This window comes from Streptomyces sp. NPDC050085 (assembly GCF_044460595.1).
GTDB lineage: Bacteria > Actinomycetota > Actinomycetes > Streptomycetales > Streptomycetaceae > Streptomyces.
The window spans coordinates 118,506-137,120 of record NZ_JBITJZ010000007.1 but is presented as its reverse complement, the minus strand read 5'-3'; the positions used below and the strand labels follow the sequence as shown (position 1 = coordinate 137,120).

Below are 18,615 nucleotides of genomic sequence, written 5' to 3'. Positions count from 1 at the left end.
TTCACCTCGCGAACCGAGAGCGCGATAGAGCGCTCTCTCATGCTGTACGAAGACGTTCTGCCGGACGCCGGTCAGTTGTAGACACCGAACTCGTACAACGAGTAGCCCCAACCGGTGCCGCGGGCCGTCCCGTTGACCCGTACGTAGCGGCCGGCTCCGGTCACGTCGAAGTCGTCGATTCCGCCGTTGCCGTCGCTGACCTCGCGCACCGTCGTCCAGTTCTGCCCGTCGTCGGAGGTCTGGATCGTGTAGGCCTTCGCGTACGAGGTCTCCCAGTTGAGCTGGACGTGCTTGAACGACTGGCGGGAGCCGAGGTCGACCCGGACCCACTGCGGGTCGCTCCAGTCGCTGGCCCAGCGGGTGTCGTTCTTGCCGTCGACGGCCTTGACCGCCGTGCACGGGCAGCCGCCGTAGTCGGTGGTCTGCTCCGAGGAGGCGGTGGCGGGCTTGCCGAGGGCGATGTTCGTGCCGTTGACGGGCGGCGGCACGACGCGTACGGACCGGGTCTCGACGCCCACGTTGCCCTTGCCGTCGGTCACCTTGACGTAGATCTTCCAGACGCCCGGCTTGTCCGGCGCGGTGGTCTTCAGACGCCCGGAGCCCTCGTCGGTGAACTTCAGCGGGACGAGGTCCTTGCCCTTGTCGATGTACATGCTGTTGCTGAGGACCTGGTAGGACAGCGCGTCCCCGTCCGGGTCGGCGGCCTTCACGGAGAGGGTCACGTCGCGGCCCGCGGGCACGCTCGCCGCGCCGCCCTCGACGTTCATCTCGGAGATGACCGGCGGGGTGTTGTCGTGCGAGGTGTCGGCGCCGTAGGCCTTCTTGACCGCGTAGTACGACAGCCGCTTCTCCCCCGCGGGCAGCAGGTTGAACCAGATGCCGCCGAAGTCGTACTCGGTGCCGTAGTGGAACATCGTGGCGCCGAGCGCGACGCCCTTGTGCCCGGTGATGCAGCCCCACGCCTTGGTGTATCCCGCGGCCTTGGCCTGGTCGGTGGGCTCCTCGGGCACGCCGTTGGCGTCGTCCGGCACCTCCCACTCCCCCGCGGGACCGGTCTCGGTGACGATGTACGGCTTGGTGTAACCGCCCTGCTCCCAGGCGGACTTGACGTCGCACACGGCGTTGTAGGAGTTCACGGCGTACAGGTCGAGATCGGGTGCGTTCTTCTTGTAGTAGGGCCAGGCGCCGACCCAGGCGTCGGTGGAGGTGACCGGGTGGTTCGGGTCGACGCCGTGGATCTTCTTCGCGACGTCGTTGACGAAGGTGGTGTAGGCGTCGCGTTGCTTCTCCAACTCGTCGCCGCTGTAGCAGTTCTGCAGACCGAGCACCGACTCGTTGCCGACGTTCCACATGAGTACGCCGGGGTTGTCCTTGTACGTGTCGACCCACTTGGGGAACTCGTCGAGCATCTGGTTCTTGTACGCGGTGTCCGTCAGGTAGTTCACACAGCCGCCGCTGCCGGGTCCGCCGCCGGGCTGCAGCCAGAAGCCGGCGATGACCTTGATGCCGTGCGCCGCGGCCGAGTCGAACAGCGGCTTGCTGCTGGCGTCCGTGCCCCACGTGCGGATCGTGTTGACGCCCATGGACTGCACGTCGGGCATGTACCTGTCCGCGTCGGCGACGGACGGCCCCCAGGTCAGGCCCTTGATCTGGTACGGGGATCCGTTGACCTGGAGTTGCCAGTTGCCCTGCGATCCGGTCACCTTCACCACGTCACCCGCGGCCTGCGCGTGCTGGGCGGGCAGGGCGAGGAAGCCGGCGGCGAGCACTCCGGCGGTGATCGGGGTGGCCAGGCGGCGGGATCTGTGGTTGACGGTGCGGGTGGTGCGCATGCGGGTCCTCCCGTGGGGGTCGGTGGGGGCGTCGGTGAGGGGTGGGGCGACGACCGGGCGTGCCGTCCGTCGCCCCGGGTGCGCAGGTGTCTACGCCGTGCGGGTCAGGGCAGTTCGTAGTGGTCGTTCAGGACCGCGCCCGCCTCGGGGTGGTTCTGGTCGTAGCCGCGCGGGTCACACTGCAGACCGCCGACGACACAGTGGTCGACCATCGCCTTGAGCGTCCGGTCGTCCCAGGCGTTGAAGAAGTCGTAGTGCCAGGAGTAGCTCGCGCCGCTGGCCAGCCGCAGCTTGGACAGGTCACCGTTGACGGGGAACGCCATCTTGAACTCGATCATCGGCAGCGCGACGGGGTGGTCGGCCGGGCACATGTTGTCGTTGGTGCCCGGCTTGACCACGGGGTAGGCCATGTGGGCCTTGTGGTCGGGGGTGTCCAGGTACTTTCCGTCCCAGCAACTCGGCGCCTGGAAGCGGATGTTGACCTGGGTGTCCTGGGTCGTGGGGCAGTCCTTGGGGAAGTCGACGTTGAAGTAGCTCGTGCCGCACTCCCAGCCCTCGACGAAGCCGGGGTGGTTGCGGAACTCCTGCGCGCTCTGCATCGGGCTGCCGACAACGAATCGCAGCCCCTTCGGGAAGGGCCGCACGCTGGTGTAGTCGGTGACACCGGCCTTGTAGTAGATCGTCTGCTCGCCGACGGGGAGGACGGGCTGGTCGCCGTTGAACATGGTCGGCATCCAGTAGCCCGACTTGTCGCCGGGCGCGAGGCAGGTGGTGGAGCCGGCGTCGAGCGAGGCCGTGGTGCTGTTCGCGTCGGTCGTCGTGTTGCCCATGAACGTGTGGTCGTGGGACTTGCCGGGCTGCCCGGGGTAGACGATCGGGTCGTCGGGCTTGGTGTGCGTGACGGAACAGTGGGCCTGGAACTCGTGGAAGTAGGCGTGCGGCGGCTCCTTCGTGGACGGTTCGACGCCGGTGACCGGCGGGTTCGCGGGGATGTAGCCGTCCCCGTCCGGGTCGTCACCGCTGGCGCGGGTGGACGCGGGCATGGCCATGCTGTGCGCCTGGGGAGCGGCGGCGCCGGCCTGCTGCGTGGCGGGCGCCTCGGCGGCACCCGCGGAGAGCGCTATCCCGCCCACGCCCAGCGTGGTCAGCATGAGCGCGCTGGATATCAGCAGCCCTGAGAAGTATTTCGATCTCCGTGCCATGGAGACCTCCTGCCGTGTCGGTACGACGAGTGGTGGGGGGGGGCGGTACCTGTGGTGCACGGAAGTGCGGGAGAACTCAGTGAGGTTGAGAAGGATGGAGAGGGATGGATGGAGAGACGGATGGAGAGACGGATGGAGGGATGGATGGAGGGATGGTGATTGAAGGCTGAGAGAGAAGCTGAGAGAGCGCTCTCTCGCCGGGGAGTGTTCTCGCTATGACGTGGCAGTGTCAAGAGAAAGTGAACGGCCTGTTTCGTGGGACGTGCGCCGATCGAGGTGCCGCAGGGGTGGCTGTGGCCCTTTTCAAGTGCCTGTATACCGGCCGGACTTGGCGGCGACGGCGCGGCCGACCGGGCTCCCGCGGCGGTCGGCGGCGCTCACCGGAACGGGGCACGCGGGCTGGCCCGCGGGCCCGGGCGGAAGTGCGCGGCAGGCGCTCGACCGCCCGCTCGGGCCGGTGGCTGCACCGGCTTCCGCCGAACCGTCGTCGACGGCGCAGTGAACGTACCGCCCGGGGCGTCCCGGGCCAAGACGGCATTTCAGGCGGCGGGGAGCGCGACCTCGGTCGACTTCATCAGGGCGACGCCACGGGAACCGGGTGCCAGGCCGAGATCGGTGACGGCCTCCCTGGTGACGGCCTCCCTGGTGACGGCCGCGGTCGGTTCCGCTCCGGCGACGGCGATCCCGACCGCGGCCATGGCGCCGCCAGTGGTCACGTCGGTGACGGTGCCCGGGAGTTGGTTGCGGAGGAACAGGGCCTCCAACGGGGCTGCGGCAAGGGCCACTTCGGTGGACTTGGTGGACTTGACCAGGGCGCGGACCGTCGAGCCCGCGGCGAGTCCGAGGCCCTGACGGAGTCCACGGTGATGGCGGCGTGCCTTACGCATCGGGGCGTTCTGTCCGGGACGGGGCCTGCGGACGCCTCACGGTGGTCGCGCCGGGTTCACGCCGGGTAGGCGTGCGTCTGCGTCGCCTTGACCGTCGCCCAGACCGTGGTGCCGGGGTGCAGGTCGAGTTCGGCCGCGGCCACGGTCGTGAGGTCGGCCGCGAGCGGCAGGTCACCGGTGAGGGCGGCACGGATCTGGTCGCCGTGGATCTCCATGCCGGCGACCTCGCAGCGCCACAGGTTGCGGGCGCTCGAGCCGCCGGGGCGTTCGCGGTGGAGGGTCACCGCGCCGGGCGGAAAGGCGACGAAGACGGGGCCTTCGAGTTCCTCGGTGGTGGTGATCGGAGGGCCTTCGTCGATCCGGACGGTGTGTCCTTCGGCCTGTCCGCGGTACAGGTTGAGGCCGACGAGCTGGGCGATGTAGTCGGTGCGCGGGCGGCGGGCGACGTCGGAGGGGGCGCCCTCCTGGACGACGTGCCCGTGCTCGATGACGACGAGCCGGTCGGCGAGCACCATGGCGTCCAACGGGTCGTGGGTGACCAGGACGGCGACGGCCTCGAACTCGGCGAGGTGGCGCCGCAGTTGGGCGCGTACCTCCAGGCGCGTACGGGCGTCGAGGGCGGCGAGGGGTTCGTCGAGGAGGAGCAGGCGCGGCCGGGTGGCCAGGGCGCGGGCGACGGCGACGCGCTGGGCCTGACCGCCGGACAGGCGGCGCGGCTTGGCCCCGGCGTGGGCGGCCAGGCCCATCCGCTCGAGCCAGGTCGCGGCCTCGGCGCGGGCCTCGGCCTTGGTCCTGCCCTGGCAGCGCGGCCCGAACGCGACGTTGTCCAGGGCGGTGAGGTGCGGGAAGAGCAGGTAGTCCTGGAAGACGACGCCGACCGGCCGGGATTCGGGCGGGGTGCCGTCCAACTCGGCCCCGTCGAGCCGCAGATGTCCCGCGTCGAGCGGGGTGAGCCCGGCGAGGGCGCGCAGGGCGGTGGTCTTCCCTGCCCCGTTCGGGCCGAGCAGCGCGACCACGTCACCGGGGGCGGCGGTGAGGGCGACGTCGAGGCGGAAGGTGCCGCGGTCGACGACGAGGCGGGCGTCGAGACCGGCCCCGTCGGCGCCTGCCGGAGAGTACTCGGCCGGGGTCGAGGGCGAGGCCGGGGTCGGGGTCGGGGTCGAGGGCGAGGCCGGGGTCGAGGGCGAGGCCGGGACCGAGGGCGAGGCCGGGGTCGAGGCCGGGACCGGGGTCGAGGCCGGGGTCGAAGGCGGGGTCGAAGGCGGGGTCGAGGGCGAGGGCGAGGCCGGGGTCGAGGGCGAGGCCGGGACCGAGGGCGAGGGCGAGGCCGGGCTGTGGTCGCCGGGCATGGCGCGGTCCTTCCTCATGAGGCCGTCATCCATCGGTCGCGCAACCCCGCGAGCACGGTGATGGAGACGGCGAGCAGCACCAGGCTCAGGGCGATCGCCGCGGCCGGGTCGCTCTGCATGGCGAGGTAGACGGCGAGGGGCATGGTCTGGGTGCGGCCGGGGAAGTTGCCCGCGAAGGTGATGGTCGCGCCGAACTCGCCGAGGGCGCGGGCCCAGGCGAGCACGGAGCCCGCGGCGATGCCGGGCGCGATGAGCGGCAGCGTCACGCGGCGGAACGCGGTGAAGCGGGAGGCGCCGAGAGTGGTGGCGGCTTCTTCGTAGCGGGGGTCGGCGGCGCGCAGGGTGCCTTCGACACTGATCACGAGGAACGGCATGGCGACGAACGCCTCGGCGATGATGACGCCGGTCGTGGTGAACGGCAGCGTCAGGCCGAACCAGGATTCGAGGTACTGGCCGACGATGCCGTTGCGGCCGAGCGCGGTCAGCAGCGCCACACCGCCGACGACGGGGGGCAGCACCAGCGGCAGGGTCACCAGGGCGCGGACGAAACCGCGGCCGCGGAACTCCGTGCGGGCGAGCAGCCAGGCCAGCGGCACCCCGAGCACCAGGCTCACCAGCGTCGCCGCCGTGGCACACAGGAGGGACAGCTGGAGCGCCTGCCACACCTCGGGGCTGGTCAGCTGGGAGGGCAGGTCGCGCCAGGGGGCGCGGACCAGCAGGGCGATCAGCGGGACGACGAGGAAGGCGAGACCCACCAGCGCGGGCAGTAGCAGCGGCAGCGGGGCGGCCCGGGCGCGGCGGCGGCGCCGCGGACCGCCCTGAAGGGTGTCGGCCGCGGCGCCGGTCTTGTCGAGCGAGGTCACGGCTTGAGGAATCCGGCCTCGGTCAGCACCTTCTGGCCGTCGGCGGACTTGACCAGCTCGATGAACGCCTTCGCCGCGGCGGAGTTGGGCGCGTCCTTGAGCAGCGTGATCGGGTAGTCGTTGACGGCGTCGGCGGATTCGGGGAAGTCCACGCCCTCCACCTTGTCACCCGCGGCCTTCACATCGGTCTTGTAGACGACCGCGGCGTCGGCCTCCTTCAGCTCGACCTTGGTCAGGGCGCTCTTGACGTCCTGCTCGTAGGAGACCGGGGTGAGCTTGAGCCTGCTCGCGTCGAGCGCCTTCTGGGCGGCGGCGCCGCACGGCACGGTCTTGTCGCACAGCACGACCTTGAGGCCGGACTTGGTGAGGTCCTTCAGGGAGGCGACCTTGTCGGGGTTGCCCGGCAGGGTGGCGATCTCCAGCTGGTTGCGCACGAAGGTGGACGGCGAGCCGGCCGCGTCGCCCTTGTCCGTGACGATCTTCATCGTCTTGGGGCTGGCGGCGGCGAACACGTCGGCGGGGGCGCCGCCGGTGATGGAGGCGGCGAGGCTGTCGCTGCCGCCGAAGCTGAAGGTGACCTTGGTGCCGGGGTGCGCCTTCTCGAACTGCTTGCCCAGGGTCGTGAAGCTCTCCTTGAGCGAGGCCGCGGCGAACACGGTGACCGTGCCGGTGACCTTCTTGTCCGCGGAGTCGGACGCCGTGGAGTCGGAGGACGAGCCGGAGTCGGAGTCGGACGAGCCGCAGGCGCTCAGGGTGAGCAGCGCGGCGGCGCCGGCGCCGGTCACCTGGAGCATGCGGCGGGTCCGGCGCGCGGATCGGGTTGTCACGGGGGGGCCACTCCCTTTGTTCCTGAAGCTGGTGCCTGAGCGAGGTGCCTGGGCGTTCGACGTGTGCGGCAGTCGAGCGGGTTGCGGGGATCATACTGCCGCAGGTGCCAGGTGTAAGTCTTCTGTCACATCGCATGAGCTGGGGTCTTGCGGCTTGGATGTACGCATGTGCGTTTGTACGGGACAGTCCGGCGGGTACGGTCCTGCGGGCGGCGGTGCCCCGTGACCGAGTCCCTGACGCCCGCCCCGCCCGGCTGACGGTGTCCGACCTGCGGGCCTGGCCGCAGCACGGCGTCGAGGTGGACTTCGCGGGCGCCACCAGCGGCGAGCAGCACCACCGGTTCACGGGTCCGCGCCTGTACGACGTGCTGTCGGCGAACGGGCCCGGCTTCGACCCGGTGCGCCGCAAGGACCGGCTGCGGTACCTCGTCGCGGTGCGCGGCACCGACGGGCATCACGCGCTGCTGTCGTGGGCGGAGACGGACCCGGACTTCGCGGGCGCCCCCGTGCTGCTCGCGCTGACGATCGACAGCATCCCGCTGGACGTCGCCGGGCCACAGCTGGTGCTGCCGCAGGACCGGTGCGGGGCGCGGCACATCAGCGGCATCAGCACGATCCGGGTGGACGGGGACTGTGCGCCGCGGGCTTGAGACAGATCCGGCGGCGTTCGGCCGAGAGCCAGGGGACCGGGCCCGCCCGAGGGGGCGCCGGTGGTTCAGGTGCGGTCGATGTGGACGTTCGTCGACTTCACGCGGGCAGTGGCCTCCATGCCGACCTCCAGGCCCAACTCCTCCACGGCCTCCCGGGTCAGCAGCGACACCAGGCGGTGCGGTCCGGCCTGGATCTCCACCTGTGCGGCGACGTCCCCGAGCTTGACGGCGGTGACGATGCCGGGGAACGCGTTGCGCACCGAGGTGTACGAGACGTCCTCCTCGCCCGTGCCCTTGGCCAGTTCGACGGAGAACGCGGCGAGGTCCTTGCCTTCGATGAGGCGCCGCCCGCCCTCGTCGCGGTGTGTGGCGACCCGGCCCGCGTCCGCCCAGCGCCGCGCGGTGTCGGGACTGACGCCGAGCAGCCGCGCGGCCTGGCCGATGGTGTAGGACTGCATGGATCACAAGATAGCGACCGCGGCCGCACCGCGTTCTCCCGGCATCTCAGTACCGCTGCGCCTTCGCGATCTTCGCGGTGAGGTGCGGCTCCGGCGGGTGGGAGCTGATGGCGAGCGGCTGGGCGCGCCCGCCCGGCTTCAGGTCCCTGGCGCCGACGACCTTGGACTCGACGACCTTGCCGTCGGAGTCGCTGAAGTCGACCTGCACCGCGAACGAGGCGGTCTGATCCGTCTTGTTGGTGATGTTCACGACGAGGGCGCGCACGTTGTTCGTCTCCGCGAGCGGCTTGCCCGTGAGGGAGACGTCGTTCATCGCGTTGCCCTGGCCGTCGACGCCGTCCAGTTCCTTGGTGAACTCCTGGCGGTTGCGCTCCACGTCGGCGGCGACGGACGCCTCGAAGTCGCGGGCCCGCTCGGACGCCGACTCGGCCGCGGCCGACGCCGACTCCTTGACCTCGGCCTTCTTCGACGCGGCGCTGGAGGCGAGCGCGGAGGGCGGCTCGCCGGAGAAGTTCGACGCGTCCGGGGCGGTCGGGCGAGGGGTGACGCTCGCGCCGGTGTCGTGGTCGCTGTCGGTGCTGCAGGCCGAGAGCGTCAGGGCGGCGGTGACCGCGCAGACGGCGAGGACCAGCGGGCCGCGGCGGCGGACCTTGGCTGCACTCATGGTTCGGTTCCTTTCCAAGGCGAGGCTCAAAAGCGCAGGACGGCCGCGATGTGCCCCGCGTCCGCCAGGGTTCCTTCGGGGACGTGGACGACCCGGGCCCCGGTCTCCAGGGCGGATTCGACGATCTCGTCGACGATGTCGTGCACGGCGTCCAGGTCGTCGTCCGCGGCGGGTTCGAGGTGGCCCTCGCCGGCGCGCACGGTGACGCGGTGGTTCTCCTCGAGGACGAGCTGGTGGATCCGGCCGTCGGAGGCCTTCTGCCAGACCTCGTCGACGCCGGCCGCGTACGTGGCGGTGCCGCGGGCCCGGTCGAGCGCGGCGAGCGCGTCGGCGATGTCGCGTTCGGCGTCGGCGGCGCGCGCCGGGGCCACGGCCTGGGCGACGGCGCCCGGCGCGGCCTGGGCCAGGCCGCCGAACGGGACGAGGGCGGCGCCGTGCGTGGCGCTGCCGACCTCGCCGAGCAGGGACAGCGCGGCCGGTTCCCCGGTGACGTACAGCGGGCGCGGCTCGTCGCGCAGCACGTCGGCGAGGGCGGTGTCGGCGTCGCGGAAGAACTGGCGGGTCCGCTCGTCGCGGAAGGTGCTCGGGGTGTCGCCGATGCGCTCCTTGCGCTCGGCGTCCGGGTCGTCGGGGCCGCGGCCGAGCGGGAACCCGTGGCCGGTGTCCTCGCCGACCCGCTCGCCCTGCCCGTCCCACAGGGCGATCCGGTCGGCGGCCACGGTCAGCACCCAGTACGGGTGCCGGGCAGCGTCGGCGGCGACCAGGTTGCGGGTGAGGAAGGTGTCCGCGACGACCACCCGCTCGGGCACGGTGCGGTCGAGCGTCCAGACCTGGTGCTCGCCGGGCGCCGCGAAGACGACCAGGCCGTCCTCGGCGTGGGCGAGGTCGACCTCGGCGACCGCCGCGTCCAGGTGGGCGAGGACGTCCTCGCGGCGCTCCTTCGTCACGGCGGGGTCCGCCTCGAGCTGCCGTACGGCCTCGCGGACGAGGTTGCCCAGGCGGACGGGGTCGCCCGCGTTGTCCGGCGGGCGCCGGAAGGTGGGCATCGCGAGGGTCACCGCCGGATAGGGACGCTGCTCTCGCAGGCTCTGGAGAATCGCCGGGGTCACCGTGGAGTGCATGCCTGAAAGCCCTTCTGTCGCAACCTCCCCATGCTGCGCACAGATGGATATATCCGGCCATTCGGCTTCGACTGCCCGTCATCACCAAAAGGTGCGATCCGGTACCGAGCGGGATGAAACTGAAGCCATGGAGCAGGCCGTCGACACCAAGAGCGCGCCCACTGCCAAGCTGCCGCTCTTCACCCTCACCACCATGGTCATCGGCTCCATGGTCGGCGCCGGTGTGTTCTCCCTGCCGCGGCGCTTCGCCGAGGAGACCGGGGTGGCGGGCGCCCTCATCGCCTGGGCGATCGCCGGTACCGGCATGCTGATGCTGGCCTTCGTCTTCCAGTCCCTCGCGGTGCGCCGACCGGATCTGGACGCGGGCGTGTACGCGTACGCGAAGGCCGGGTTCGGCGAGTACCTGGGCTTCTTCTCCGCGTTCGGCTACTGGGCCAGCGCCTGCGTCGGCAACGTGACGTACTGGGTGCTGATCATGTCGACCGTGGGCGCGATCTGGCCGGCCCTCGGCGACGGGGACACGGCGCTCGCGGTGGTGCTCTCGTCGGTCGGTCTGTGGGCGTTCTTCCTGATGATCCGGCGCGGCGTGAAGGAAGCGGCGGCGATCAACAAGATCGTGACGGTCGCGAAGATCGTGCCGATCCTGGTCTTCGTCGTGCTGGCCCTCGTGTACTTCAAGCCGTCGGTGTTCGCGGACAACTGGGGCGGCGCCGACTACGCCGGATCCCTCTTCGGCCAGGTCCGCGGCACGATGCTCGCGACCGTCTTCGTCTTCCTCGGCGTCGAGGGCGCGAGCGTGTACTCCCGGCACGCGAAGAAGCGCTCCGACGTGGGCCGGGCGACGATCCTCGGCTTCCTGAGCGTCTTCGCCGTCTTCGCCTCCGTCGTCATCGTCTCGTACGGGATCATGCCGATGGGCGAGATCGCCGACCTGCGCCAGCCGTCGATGGCGGGCGTCCTGGAGGAGGCGGTCGGCACCTGGGGCAAGGTGTTCATCAGCGTCGGCCTGATCGTCTCCGTCCTCGGTGCCTATCTCGCCTGGACGCTGATGGCGGCCGAGGTGCTGTTCGTCGCGGCCAAGGACGACGACATGCCGCGCTTCCTGCGCCGCTCCACCTCCGCCGACGTACCGCTGCCCGCGCTGCTGATGACGACGGTGCTGACCCAGGTGGTGCTGGTCGTCACCGCGTTCTCGGACGACGCCTTCAACTTCGCGCTCGACCTGACCAGTGCGCTGTCGCTGATCCCCTACCTGCTGGCGGCCGCGTTCGCCGTGAAGATCGGGGCGCGGCCCGATGCCCGTACGGACGGCGGGCGCACCACGACGCGCGAGCTGACGATCGCGGCGATCGCCACGCTCTACACGGCGTTCATGCTGTACGCGGCCGGGCTGAAGTTCGTCCTGGTGTCGTTCGTGTTCTACGCGCCCGCCACGATCCTGTTCGTCATGGCCCGCAGGGAGCAGGGCCGACGCCTGTTCTCCCCCCGTGAGTTGATCATTCTGGTCGTCTCCGTCGTCGGCGCCGTGGTCGGCGTCGTCGCGCTGGCCGCCGGCTGGATCAGCCTGTGAGACCCGACCCCCGGAAGGCACACCGTGACTGACCACGACACCCCCGCGTCCGCCGCGTACGGCGTCCACTCCGAGGTGGGCAGGCTGCGCAAGGTCCTGGTCTGCGCGCCGGGGCTCGCGCACCGCAGGCTGACCCCGACCAACTCCGACGACCTGCTCTTCGACGACGTCATGTGGGTGGAGAACGCCCAGCGCGACCACGCCGACTTCGTCAACAAGCTGCGGCAGCGCGGCGTCGACGTCGTCGAGCTGCACGAGCTGCTCGCCGAGACGATGGCGCTCCCGGAGGCCAGGTCCTGGCTCCTGGACCGCAAGATCGTCGCCAATCAGGTCGGCGCCGGGCTCATCGACGACACCCGCGCCTTCCTGGAGACGCTGGAGCCGCGGCAGCTCGCCGAGTACCTCATCGGCGGTCTCGCCACGACCGATCTGCCCGACGACTACCGCTCGGCGTACGTGTCGATGGCGCGTGAATCGACGGGCGTGCGCGAGTACTTGATGCCGCCGCTGCCCAACACGCTCTACACGCGCGACACCACGTGCTGGCTGTACGGCGGACTCACCCTCAACCCGCTGTACTGGCCGGCGCGGCACGACGAGACGCTGCTGATGAAGGCGGTCTACACGTTCCATCCGGACTTCGTCGGCTCGACGGTGTGGTGGGGCGATCCCGAACTCGCCTGGGGGCAGGCCACGTTCGAGGGCGGCGACATCATGCCCGTCGGCAACGGCGTGGTCCTGATGGGCATGAGCGAGCGCACCTCGCGGCAGGCCATCACGCAGGTCGCGGCCGCCCTGTTCGAGCGGGGCGCGGCCGAGCACGTGATCGTCGCCGGGATGCCGAAGCTGCGTTCGGCTATGCACCTGGACACGGTCTTCACGTTCGCCGACCGGGACATCGTCACGCTGTACCCGCGGATCATGGACTCGGTGCACACGTTCTCGCTGCGCCCGAGCGACAAGGCGCCCGGGCTCGACATCACCGACGAGGGCTCGGCCGCGTTCGTCGACGTCGTCGCCAAGTCGCTCGGGCTGCCCGGCCTGCAGGTCATCGAGACGGGCGGCGACGTGTACGCCTCGGAGCGCCAGCAGTGGGACAGCGGCAACAACGCGGTCGCGGTCGAACCCGGTGTCGTCTTCACCTACGACCGCAACACGCAGACCAACACCCTGCTGCGCAAGGCGGGTGTCGAGGTCATCACCATCGTCGGCGCCGAGCTGGGCCGGGGCCGCGGCGGCGGGCACTGCATGACGTGCCCGATCGTGCGCGACCCCGTGGACTTCTGACGGCGCGCCGTGCAGCGGGCCGGGCGCGTGGTCGCCTTCCTCGTGGCGGTGCTGGCCACGCTGTGCGTCATCGCGACGGCCACGCTGCGCGGCACGCTGCTCGACCCGGCGTTCCACGCGTCCGTCCTGGACGAGCAGCACGCCTACGACCGGCTCTACAACGAGGTCCTGGTGGACCCCGAGGCCTCGCCGGTCACCCGCGACCTGCTGGCCCGGCTCGCCGTGCCCGAGGCCCAGGTGACGTCCAACATCAAGCTGGTACTGCCGCCGGACACCCTGCGGGACCTGACGCGGCAGCAGATCGACGCCGTGGTCGGCTATCTGAACGGGGACCGCGCCACGCTCGACCTGACCGTGGACCTGCGTCCGGTGCTCGACAACGTCGACCAGCTCGCGCAGACGTACTTCGGTGATCTCGTCTCCGGTCTGCAGCGGCGCGACGAACCGGACTTCGACCGGTTCACGGCCGACGTGTCGGGCGCGGTACGCGATCTCACCGAGGGGCGCGTGCCCGCCGGGCTGCCCGCGTTGCCACTGACGCCCGACCAGGCGGGCCAGGTCGCCGAGGCGCTGCTGCGGCCGCTGTCGGAGCAGGACCGTGACGCGCTGCGCCCGCAGGTGGAGACGGCTCTCGCCGAGGGTGACGTCGCCACCGCGCTCGCCGCCGTGGCGCCCTCCCTGGTCTCCGACGACACCCGGGAGGCGGCCCGCCGGATCCAGGAGAGCGTGGGCGGCGGCACCTGGGACCTCACCGCGGCCCTCGCGGCCTCCGGCAACGACCTCCGGGCCGTGCACGATCTGCGCCCCTACACCGCGGCGGGCCTCGGCCTGGTGGAGCTCGTGGCCGCGGTCCTGCTCGTCCTGGCGCTCGCCGCCCTGTGGTTCCTCGGTTCTCCCCTGCAGGCGCGCCGGCTGCGGCGGCTCGGGCTGCCGCTGCTCACCGGCGGCCTGCTGACGGCGGCCGTCGTCGTCGCGGCGCGGCTGCTCACCGACGGACGCGTCGTCGACCCGCCCGCCTCCTGGCCGGCGAGCCTCGCGCGCCTGGTCGACGACGTGCAGCGGGCGGCCGTCGGCGACCTCACGCGCAGCGCGCTGTGGGCGGCGCTGGTCCCGGCCGTCGTCGGGGCGGGCCTGGTCGTCGCGGCGCGTCTTCGCGTACGTGCGACGGGTTCGCGGGCTCTGGTCGGGCTCGGGCTCGGTGCGGCGGCCGTGGCGCTGGCGGGGATGGTCGTGGTGCCGCTCGCGACGAGTGCGGCCGCGCCGCGGCTGTGCCAGGGCAGCGCCGCGCTGTGCGACCGCCCGTACGACGAGGTCGCGTACCTCACCTCGCACAACGCCATGTCGACGACCGTCGACCGGTTCATCGGGCCGCTCCAGGACCCGGGCATCACGGCCCAGTTGGACGACGGCGTGCGCGCCCTGCAGATCGACACCTACCGGTGGGAGCGGCCCGACGAGATCGCCGCGCGGCTCGACGCCTCGGACTTCACGGACGCGCAGCGGGCGCTCGTCGAGCAGGCGGTCAACACCATCAACCCGCCGCGCGAGGGCCTGTGGCTGTGCCATGCGGTGTGCCGGGCGGGCGCGCTGCCCCTGGTGCCGACGCTCCGCGAGATCGGCGCGTGGATGCGGCAGCATCCGAGCGAGGTCGTCACGTTCATCGTGCAGGACGCGATCACCGGCGAGGAGACCCAACAGGCCGTCGCCGAGGCCGGGTTGACGGACCTCGTGCACACGCCCGACCGGGATCCGGCGAAGCCGTGGCCGACGCTCGGCGAGATGATCGACAGCGGTCGCCGCCTGGTCGTGTTCGCCGAGGAGGCCGACGGCCCCGCGCCCTGGTACCGCAACTTCTACGCGTACGGCATGGAGACCCCGTTCGCGTTCCGCTCCCCCGGCGAGATGAGCTGCGTCCCGCACCGCGGCGGAGACGACAAGCGGCTGTTCCTGCTCAACCACTTCATCACCATCAACGGCGGCAGCCGCCTCGACGCGGGCACGGTCAACGCCCGCGACTTCGTCCTGGACCGCGCCCACCGCTGCGAGCGGGCACGCGGCCGCCCGGTGAACTTCGTCGCCGTGGACTACGCGACGATCGGCGACGCGGCGGGAGCGGTGGACGCGCTCAACGCGGAGCGGTGACACCGGCCGTCGGGACGGGGCGAGCGTAGTGATACCTTCCGATGGCCAGTCGTACCTTTGTGCGTACTCGTACGCATACGGGTCAGGGAATCCGGTGGAATTCCGGAGCTGACGCGCAGCGGTGAGGGTGACGGGCGGAGCAACTGCCACTGGGCCGGTCGAACCGGCCCGGGAAGGCGCTTCGCGCGGACGATCCCGAGTCCGAAGACCTGCTGGCGGCCTCCAGGACCGATGCACGGCCGGGGGTGGACCGTAGACCGGCTCCGCGCATGGGCCCTGGAGACGAAGGAAGTTCCGTGCTGTTCGCACGTCAAGTCCGCTGCCTCGCACCGCTGTTGGCGGGCGCCCTGTTGCTCACGGCCTGTGGCGGCCAGGGCTCCGCAGACACGTCGCGGCGCGCGGGCGACGCCGTCACGCTCGACAACTGCGGCACGAAGGTCGAGGTCACCCACGCCCCGCGCCGGGCCGTCGCCCTCGACCAGGGCTCGGCGGAGATCATGCTCTCGCTCGGGCTCGCCGACCGGATGGTGGGCACGGCGACGTGGACCGATCCGGTCCTGAAGGGGCTGGAGAAGGAGAACGCGAAGGTGCCGCGGCTCGCCGACCGCTATCCGTCCTTCGAGAAGGTCCTGGACACGGAACCCGACTTCGCCGCGGCCTCGTTCGCGTACACGCTCGGCAAGGGCGGAGTGGCGACCCGCGGGCAGTTCCAGCAGCTCGGCGTACCCACCTACCTCTCCCCCACGGACTGCGCGGGCAAGGACAACAGCGGAGACGGGGACGGCGTGCGCACGTCGGCGCTGACCATGGACACCGTCTACGGCGAGATACGCGACCTCGCGCGGGTCTTCGACGTGCGCGAGCGCGGAGAGCAGCTGATCACACGCCTCAAGTCCCGCGTCACGAAGGCCACTTCGGGGCTCGACGCGTCGGACGTCAGCGTCCTGTACTGGTTCGCGAACGCCGACTCGCCCTACATGGCGGGCTGTTGCGGCGCGCCCGGCATCGTCACCGAGGAGACCGGGGTGCGCAACGTCTTCGACGACACGCACGAGGAGTGGCCGCAGATCAACTGGGAGACGGTGGCCGACCGCGATCCGGACGTCCTCGTCATCGGCGATCTCACCCGCCGCTCGCAGTCCGCGGAGTCCGCCGCGCAGAAGATCGAGTTCCTGGAGTCCGACCCGGTCACGAAGCACATGAGCGCCGTGCGCGAGAAGCGGTACGTGCTGCTGCGCGGGCAGGACATGAATCCGACGATCCGGACGGTGGACGGCGTGGAGAAGGTCGCCGCCGGTCTGCGCACCTTCGGCCTGGCCAAGTGAGCACCACCCAACTGCCCTTCGTCCGGCCCGTGTTGGCCTGGGCCGCCGCCGTCGCCGTCCTGTGTGCGTCCGTGGCCGTCGCGATCACGATCGGCCCCGCGCACATCGGCGTCGGTGACGTGTGGACGACGGTCGGGGAACGCCTGGGCTGGGGCACGTCGCAGCTGTCGCCGATCCGGGACGGCATCGTGTGGGACCTGCGGCTGCCGCGGACGCTGCTCGCGGCGGTGTGCGGGGCGGGCCTCGCGGTCTGCGGCACGGTGCTGCAGGCGCTGCTGCGCAATCCGCTCGCCGATCCGTTCGTCCTGGGCGTGTCCTCGGGCGCGTCGACCGGCGCGGTGCTCGTGGTGGTCCTCGGTCTGGGCGGCGGCGCCGTCTCGGTGTCGGGCGGGGCCTTCCTCGGGGCGCTGTGCTCCTTCGCCCTGGTGCTGCTGCTCAGCCACACGCTGGGCGGCACCACGGACCGGGTCGTGCTGTGCGGGGTCGCCGCGATGCAGCTCTTCTCGGCGCTGACGTCGTTCGTGGTGCTGACGGCGGCCGACGCGGAGACGACGCGCGGCGTCCTGTTCTGGCTGCTCGGCTCGCTGGGCGGCGTCGGCTGGACGGAGGTGTGGCTGTGCCTGGCGGTGCTCGTGGTGACGCTGGCGGTGTGCCTCGGCCACGGCAGGACCCTGGACGCGTTCGCCTTCGGCCCGGAGGCGGCGGCCGCGCTCGGCGTGCGCGTGGCCCGCACCCGGCTCGTGCTGCTGTGTGTGACGGCCCTGTTGACGGCGGCCCTGGTCAGCGCGGCCGGGGCGATCGGCTTCGTCGGTCTGGTGCTGCCGCACGCGGCCCGCGCCCTGGTCGGCCCGGGGCACACACGGCTGCTGCCGGTCACGGCGCTCGCGGGTGCGGTGTTCCTCGTCTGGGTCGACACGCTGGCGCGTACGGTCCTGGAGCCCCAGGAGGTGCCGGTGGGGGTCGTGACGTCGCTGATCGGTGTGCCCGCGTTCGTGCTCGTCCTGTACCGCGGCCGGGCCGTCCGGTGAGCGCGGGCCTGCACGCGGACCGCGTCTCCTGGTCGGCCGGGGGCGCCCTCGTCCTCGACGGGGTGAGCCTGACGCCCCGGCCCGGCACGGTCACCGGGCTGCTCGGCCCGAACGGCTCGGGCAAGTCGACGCTGCTGCGCCTGCTCGCCGGGGTGCTCGCCCCGGCGTCGGGTGTCGTCACGCTCGACGGGGACCCGCTCGCCGGGGTGCCGCGCAGAACGGCCGCCCGGCGGATCGCGCTGGTCCAGCAACAGAGCGACACCCAGGTCGAGTTGACGGTCGCCGACGTCGTACGGCTCGGCCGGGTCCCGCACCGCCGCGCCTGGGCCCCGGCATCGGCCGACGACGAGGCCGCGGTCCGTGCGGCGCTGGCCCGCAGCGGCCTCGCCGACCGGGCGCACCGCCTGTGGCACACGCTGTCCGGCGGGGAGCGCCAGCGGGTGCAGATCGCCCGCGCGCTGGCCCAGGAACCGCGCGAGCTGCTCCTGGACGAGCCGACGAACCACCTCGACATCCAGCACCAGCTGGAGCTCCTCGACCTGATCGGCGGACTTCAGATCACGAGCGTCGTCGCCCTGCACGACCTGAACCTGGCCGCCGCCTACTGCGACCAGGTCGTCGTGCTCCGCGAGGGCCGGGTCGTGGCCGCGGGCGAGCCCGGGGCCGTGCTCACCGAGGACCTCGTCGCGGACGTCTACGGGGTGCGCGCCCACATCACACGGCCGGGGCCCGGCGAGCGCCCGCACATCCGCTTCCTGGGCACGGTCCGATGACTACTCGAAGCGCTCGGCGTCGCCCGCGCCGTACCGGATGATCTCGGCCCCGCCGTCGGAGAAGTCGATGACGGTGGTGGGTTCGGTGCCGCAGTCGCCGGAGTCGAGCACCGCGTCGACCGCGTGGTCGAGCCGCTCCTTGATCTCCCAGCCCTGGGTCAGCGGCTCGTCCTCGCCGGGCAGCAGCAGGGTGCTGGACAGCAGCGGCTCACCGAGCTCGGCCAGCAGCGCCTGGGTGACGACGTGGTCGGGGATGCGCACGCCGACGGTCTTCTTCTTGGGGTGCTGCAGCTGGCGCGGCACCTCGCGCGAGGCGGGCAGGATGAACGTGTAGCTGCCGGGCGTGGCCGCCTTGATCGCGCGGAACACGTCGTTGTCGATGTGCACGAACCTGCCGAGCTGCGCGAAGTCCTGGCAGACCAGCGTGAAGTGGTGCTTGTCGTCGAGGTTCCGGATCGCGCGGATCCGCTCGACGCCCTCGCGGTTGCCGAGCCGGCAGCCGAGGGCGTAGCAGGAGTCCGTGGGATACGCGATCAGCGCGCTGTCGCGGATGCCGTCGGCGACCGCGCCGATGATGCGCGCCTGCGGGTTCTCGGGGTGCACGTCGAAGTACCTGGCCATCCGCCGAGCGTACGGG

Annotated in this window: 17 protein-coding genes and 1 riboswitch; of the genes, 7 read left to right on the top strand and 10 right to left on the bottom strand. The window is 71.6% G+C overall.

Annotated features, from left to right (window positions below; genetic code table 11):
- Positions 1-71: 71 nt before the first annotated feature.
- The 6 genes from ACIBUY_RS25965 to modA form a co-directional block, all read right to left on the bottom strand.
- A complete protein-coding gene (locus ACIBUY_RS25965) occupies positions 72-1,832 on the bottom strand; it encodes a discoidin domain-containing protein (protein ID WP_365575635.1) in 1,761 nt (586 codons plus the stop codon).
- A 104-nt stretch (positions 1,833-1,936) separates the two neighbouring features.
- Complete coding sequence (locus ACIBUY_RS25960) at positions 1,937-3,034, bottom strand: DUF1996 domain-containing protein (RefSeq protein WP_399153870.1); 1,098 nt, start codon at positions 3,032-3,034, stop codon at positions 1,937-1,939.
- Between the two features lie 539 nt (positions 3,035-3,573).
- Positions 3,574-3,921, bottom strand: a complete 348-nt coding sequence (locus ACIBUY_RS25955; protein ID WP_399153869.1) for a TOBE domain-containing protein — start codon at positions 3,919-3,921, stop codon at positions 3,574-3,576.
- A 56-nt stretch (positions 3,922-3,977) separates the two neighbouring features.
- Positions 3,978-5,288, bottom strand: coding sequence for an ATP-binding cassette domain-containing protein (locus ACIBUY_RS25950; protein ID WP_399153868.1), 1,311 nt, complete (start codon positions 5,286-5,288; stop codon positions 3,978-3,980).
- A complete protein-coding gene (gene modB, locus ACIBUY_RS25945) occupies positions 5,285-6,133 on the bottom strand; it encodes a molybdate ABC transporter permease subunit (RefSeq protein ID WP_365575643.1) in 849 nt (282 codons plus the stop codon). Before modB ends, ACIBUY_RS25950 begins: the two co-directional genes overlap by 4 nt.
- On the bottom strand, positions 6,130-6,927 hold the full coding sequence (gene modA, locus ACIBUY_RS25940; RefSeq protein WP_399154041.1) for a molybdate ABC transporter substrate-binding protein: 798 nt from the start codon (positions 6,925-6,927) through the stop codon (positions 6,130-6,132). The genes modB and modA overlap by 4 nt, the downstream gene beginning before the upstream one ends.
- A gap of 248 nt (positions 6,928-7,175) precedes the next feature.
- On the opposite strand from modA, the gene ACIBUY_RS25935 reads away from it, so the two are divergent.
- Positions 7,176-7,610, top strand: a complete 435-nt coding sequence (locus tag ACIBUY_RS25935) for a hypothetical protein (protein WP_399153867.1) — start codon at positions 7,176-7,178, stop codon at positions 7,608-7,610.
- A gap of 65 nt (positions 7,611-7,675) precedes the next feature.
- Here the strand turns inward: ACIBUY_RS25935 and ACIBUY_RS25930 are convergent, their stop codons facing one another.
- From ACIBUY_RS25930 to ACIBUY_RS25920, 3 genes are read right to left on the bottom strand one after another with little or no spacing between them, the layout of a single operon-like run.
- The gene (locus ACIBUY_RS25930) at positions 7,676-8,068 is read right to left on the bottom strand and encodes a helix-turn-helix transcriptional regulator (RefSeq protein ID WP_365575647.1); all 393 of its coding nucleotides are present in this window, start codon (positions 8,066-8,068) and stop codon (positions 7,676-7,678) included.
- A 46-nt stretch (positions 8,069-8,114) separates the two neighbouring features.
- On the bottom strand, positions 8,115-8,732 hold the full coding sequence (locus ACIBUY_RS25925; protein ID WP_365575649.1) for a hypothetical protein: 618 nt from the start codon (positions 8,730-8,732) through the stop codon (positions 8,115-8,117).
- Between the two features lie 26 nt (positions 8,733-8,758).
- Positions 8,759-9,853 (bottom strand): chemotaxis protein, encoded by a 1,095-nt coding sequence (locus ACIBUY_RS25920; RefSeq protein WP_365575651.1) that lies wholly within the window; start codon positions 9,851-9,853, stop codon positions 8,759-8,761.
- Between the two features lie 127 nt (positions 9,854-9,980).
- On the opposite strand from ACIBUY_RS25920, the gene ACIBUY_RS25915 reads away from it, so the two are divergent.
- From ACIBUY_RS25915 to ACIBUY_RS25890, 6 genes are all read left to right on the top strand, one after another.
- Entirely contained in the window at positions 9,981-11,423 is a 1,443-nt protein-coding gene (locus ACIBUY_RS25915) for a basic amino acid/polyamine antiporter (RefSeq protein WP_365575653.1), read from the top strand.
- A 24-nt stretch (positions 11,424-11,447) separates the two neighbouring features.
- Complete coding sequence (locus tag ACIBUY_RS25910) at positions 11,448-12,710, top strand: arginine deiminase (protein ID WP_399153866.1); 1,263 nt, start codon at positions 11,448-11,450, stop codon at positions 12,708-12,710.
- A 9-nt stretch (positions 12,711-12,719) separates the two neighbouring features.
- Entirely contained in the window at positions 12,720-14,852 is a 2,133-nt protein-coding gene (locus tag ACIBUY_RS25905) for a hypothetical protein (RefSeq protein ID WP_399153865.1), read from the top strand.
- A 29-nt stretch (positions 14,853-14,881) separates the two neighbouring features.
- A riboswitch (cobalamin riboswitch) is annotated at positions 14,882-15,084 on the top strand.
- Between the two features lie 37 nt (positions 15,085-15,121).
- Entirely contained in the window at positions 15,122-16,177 is a 1,056-nt protein-coding gene (locus tag ACIBUY_RS25900) for an ABC transporter substrate-binding protein (protein WP_399153864.1), read from the top strand.
- Positions 16,178-16,188: 11 nt separating this feature from the next.
- A complete protein-coding gene (locus ACIBUY_RS25895) occupies positions 16,189-17,205 on the top strand; it encodes a FecCD family ABC transporter permease (RefSeq protein WP_399154040.1) in 1,017 nt (338 codons plus the stop codon).
- Complete coding sequence (locus ACIBUY_RS25890; RefSeq protein ID WP_399153863.1) at positions 17,202-17,978, top strand: ABC transporter ATP-binding protein; 777 nt, start codon at positions 17,202-17,204, stop codon at positions 17,976-17,978. The genes ACIBUY_RS25895 and ACIBUY_RS25890 overlap by 4 nt, the downstream gene beginning before the upstream one ends.
- Here ACIBUY_RS25890 and ACIBUY_RS25885 read toward each other — a convergent pair whose 3' ends face one another.
- Complete coding sequence (locus tag ACIBUY_RS25885; RefSeq protein WP_365575665.1) at positions 17,979-18,599, bottom strand: L-threonylcarbamoyladenylate synthase; 621 nt, start codon at positions 18,597-18,599, stop codon at positions 17,979-17,981. It lies immediately after the preceding gene.
- Between the last annotated feature and the right edge of the window lie 16 nt (positions 18,600-18,615).

Excerpts from the sequence above, each read along its gene's own strand:
- ACIBUY_RS25965 (WP_365575635.1), bottom strand. The coding sequence starts at position 1,832 with ATGCGCACCACCCGCACCGTCAACCACAGATCCCGCCGCCTGGCCACC.
- ACIBUY_RS25960 (WP_399153870.1), bottom strand. The coding sequence starts at position 3,034 with ATGGCACGGAGATCGAAATACTTCTCAGGGCTGCTGATATCCAGCGCG.
- ACIBUY_RS25955 (WP_399153869.1), bottom strand. The coding sequence starts at position 3,921 with ATGCGTAAGGCACGCCGCCATCACCGTGGACTCCGTCAGGGCCTCGGA.
- ACIBUY_RS25950 (WP_399153868.1), bottom strand. The coding sequence starts at position 5,288 with ATGAGGAAGGACCGCGCCATGCCCGGCGACCACAGCCCGGCCTCGCCC.
- modA (WP_399154041.1), bottom strand. The coding sequence starts at position 6,927 with ATGCTCCAGGTGACCGGCGCCGGCGCCGCCGCGCTGCTCACCCTGAGC.
- ACIBUY_RS25930 (WP_365575647.1), bottom strand. The coding sequence starts at position 8,068 with ATGCAGTCCTACACCATCGGCCAGGCCGCGCGGCTGCTCGGCGTCAGT.
- ACIBUY_RS25925 (WP_365575649.1), bottom strand. The coding sequence starts at position 8,732 with ATGAGTGCAGCCAAGGTCCGCCGCCGCGGCCCGCTGGTCCTCGCCGTC.
- ACIBUY_RS25920 (WP_365575651.1), bottom strand. The coding sequence starts at position 9,853 with ATGCACTCCACGGTGACCCCGGCGATTCTCCAGAGCCTGCGAGAGCAG.
- ACIBUY_RS25915 (WP_365575653.1), top strand. The coding sequence starts at position 9,981 with ATGGAGCAGGCCGTCGACACCAAGAGCGCGCCCACTGCCAAGCTGCCG.
- ACIBUY_RS25900 (WP_399153864.1), top strand. The coding sequence starts at position 15,122 with ATGGGCCCTGGAGACGAAGGAAGTTCCGTGCTGTTCGCACGTCAAGTC.
- ACIBUY_RS25885 (WP_365575665.1), bottom strand. The coding sequence starts at position 18,599 with ATGGCCAGGTACTTCGACGTGCACCCCGAGAACCCGCAGGCGCGCATC.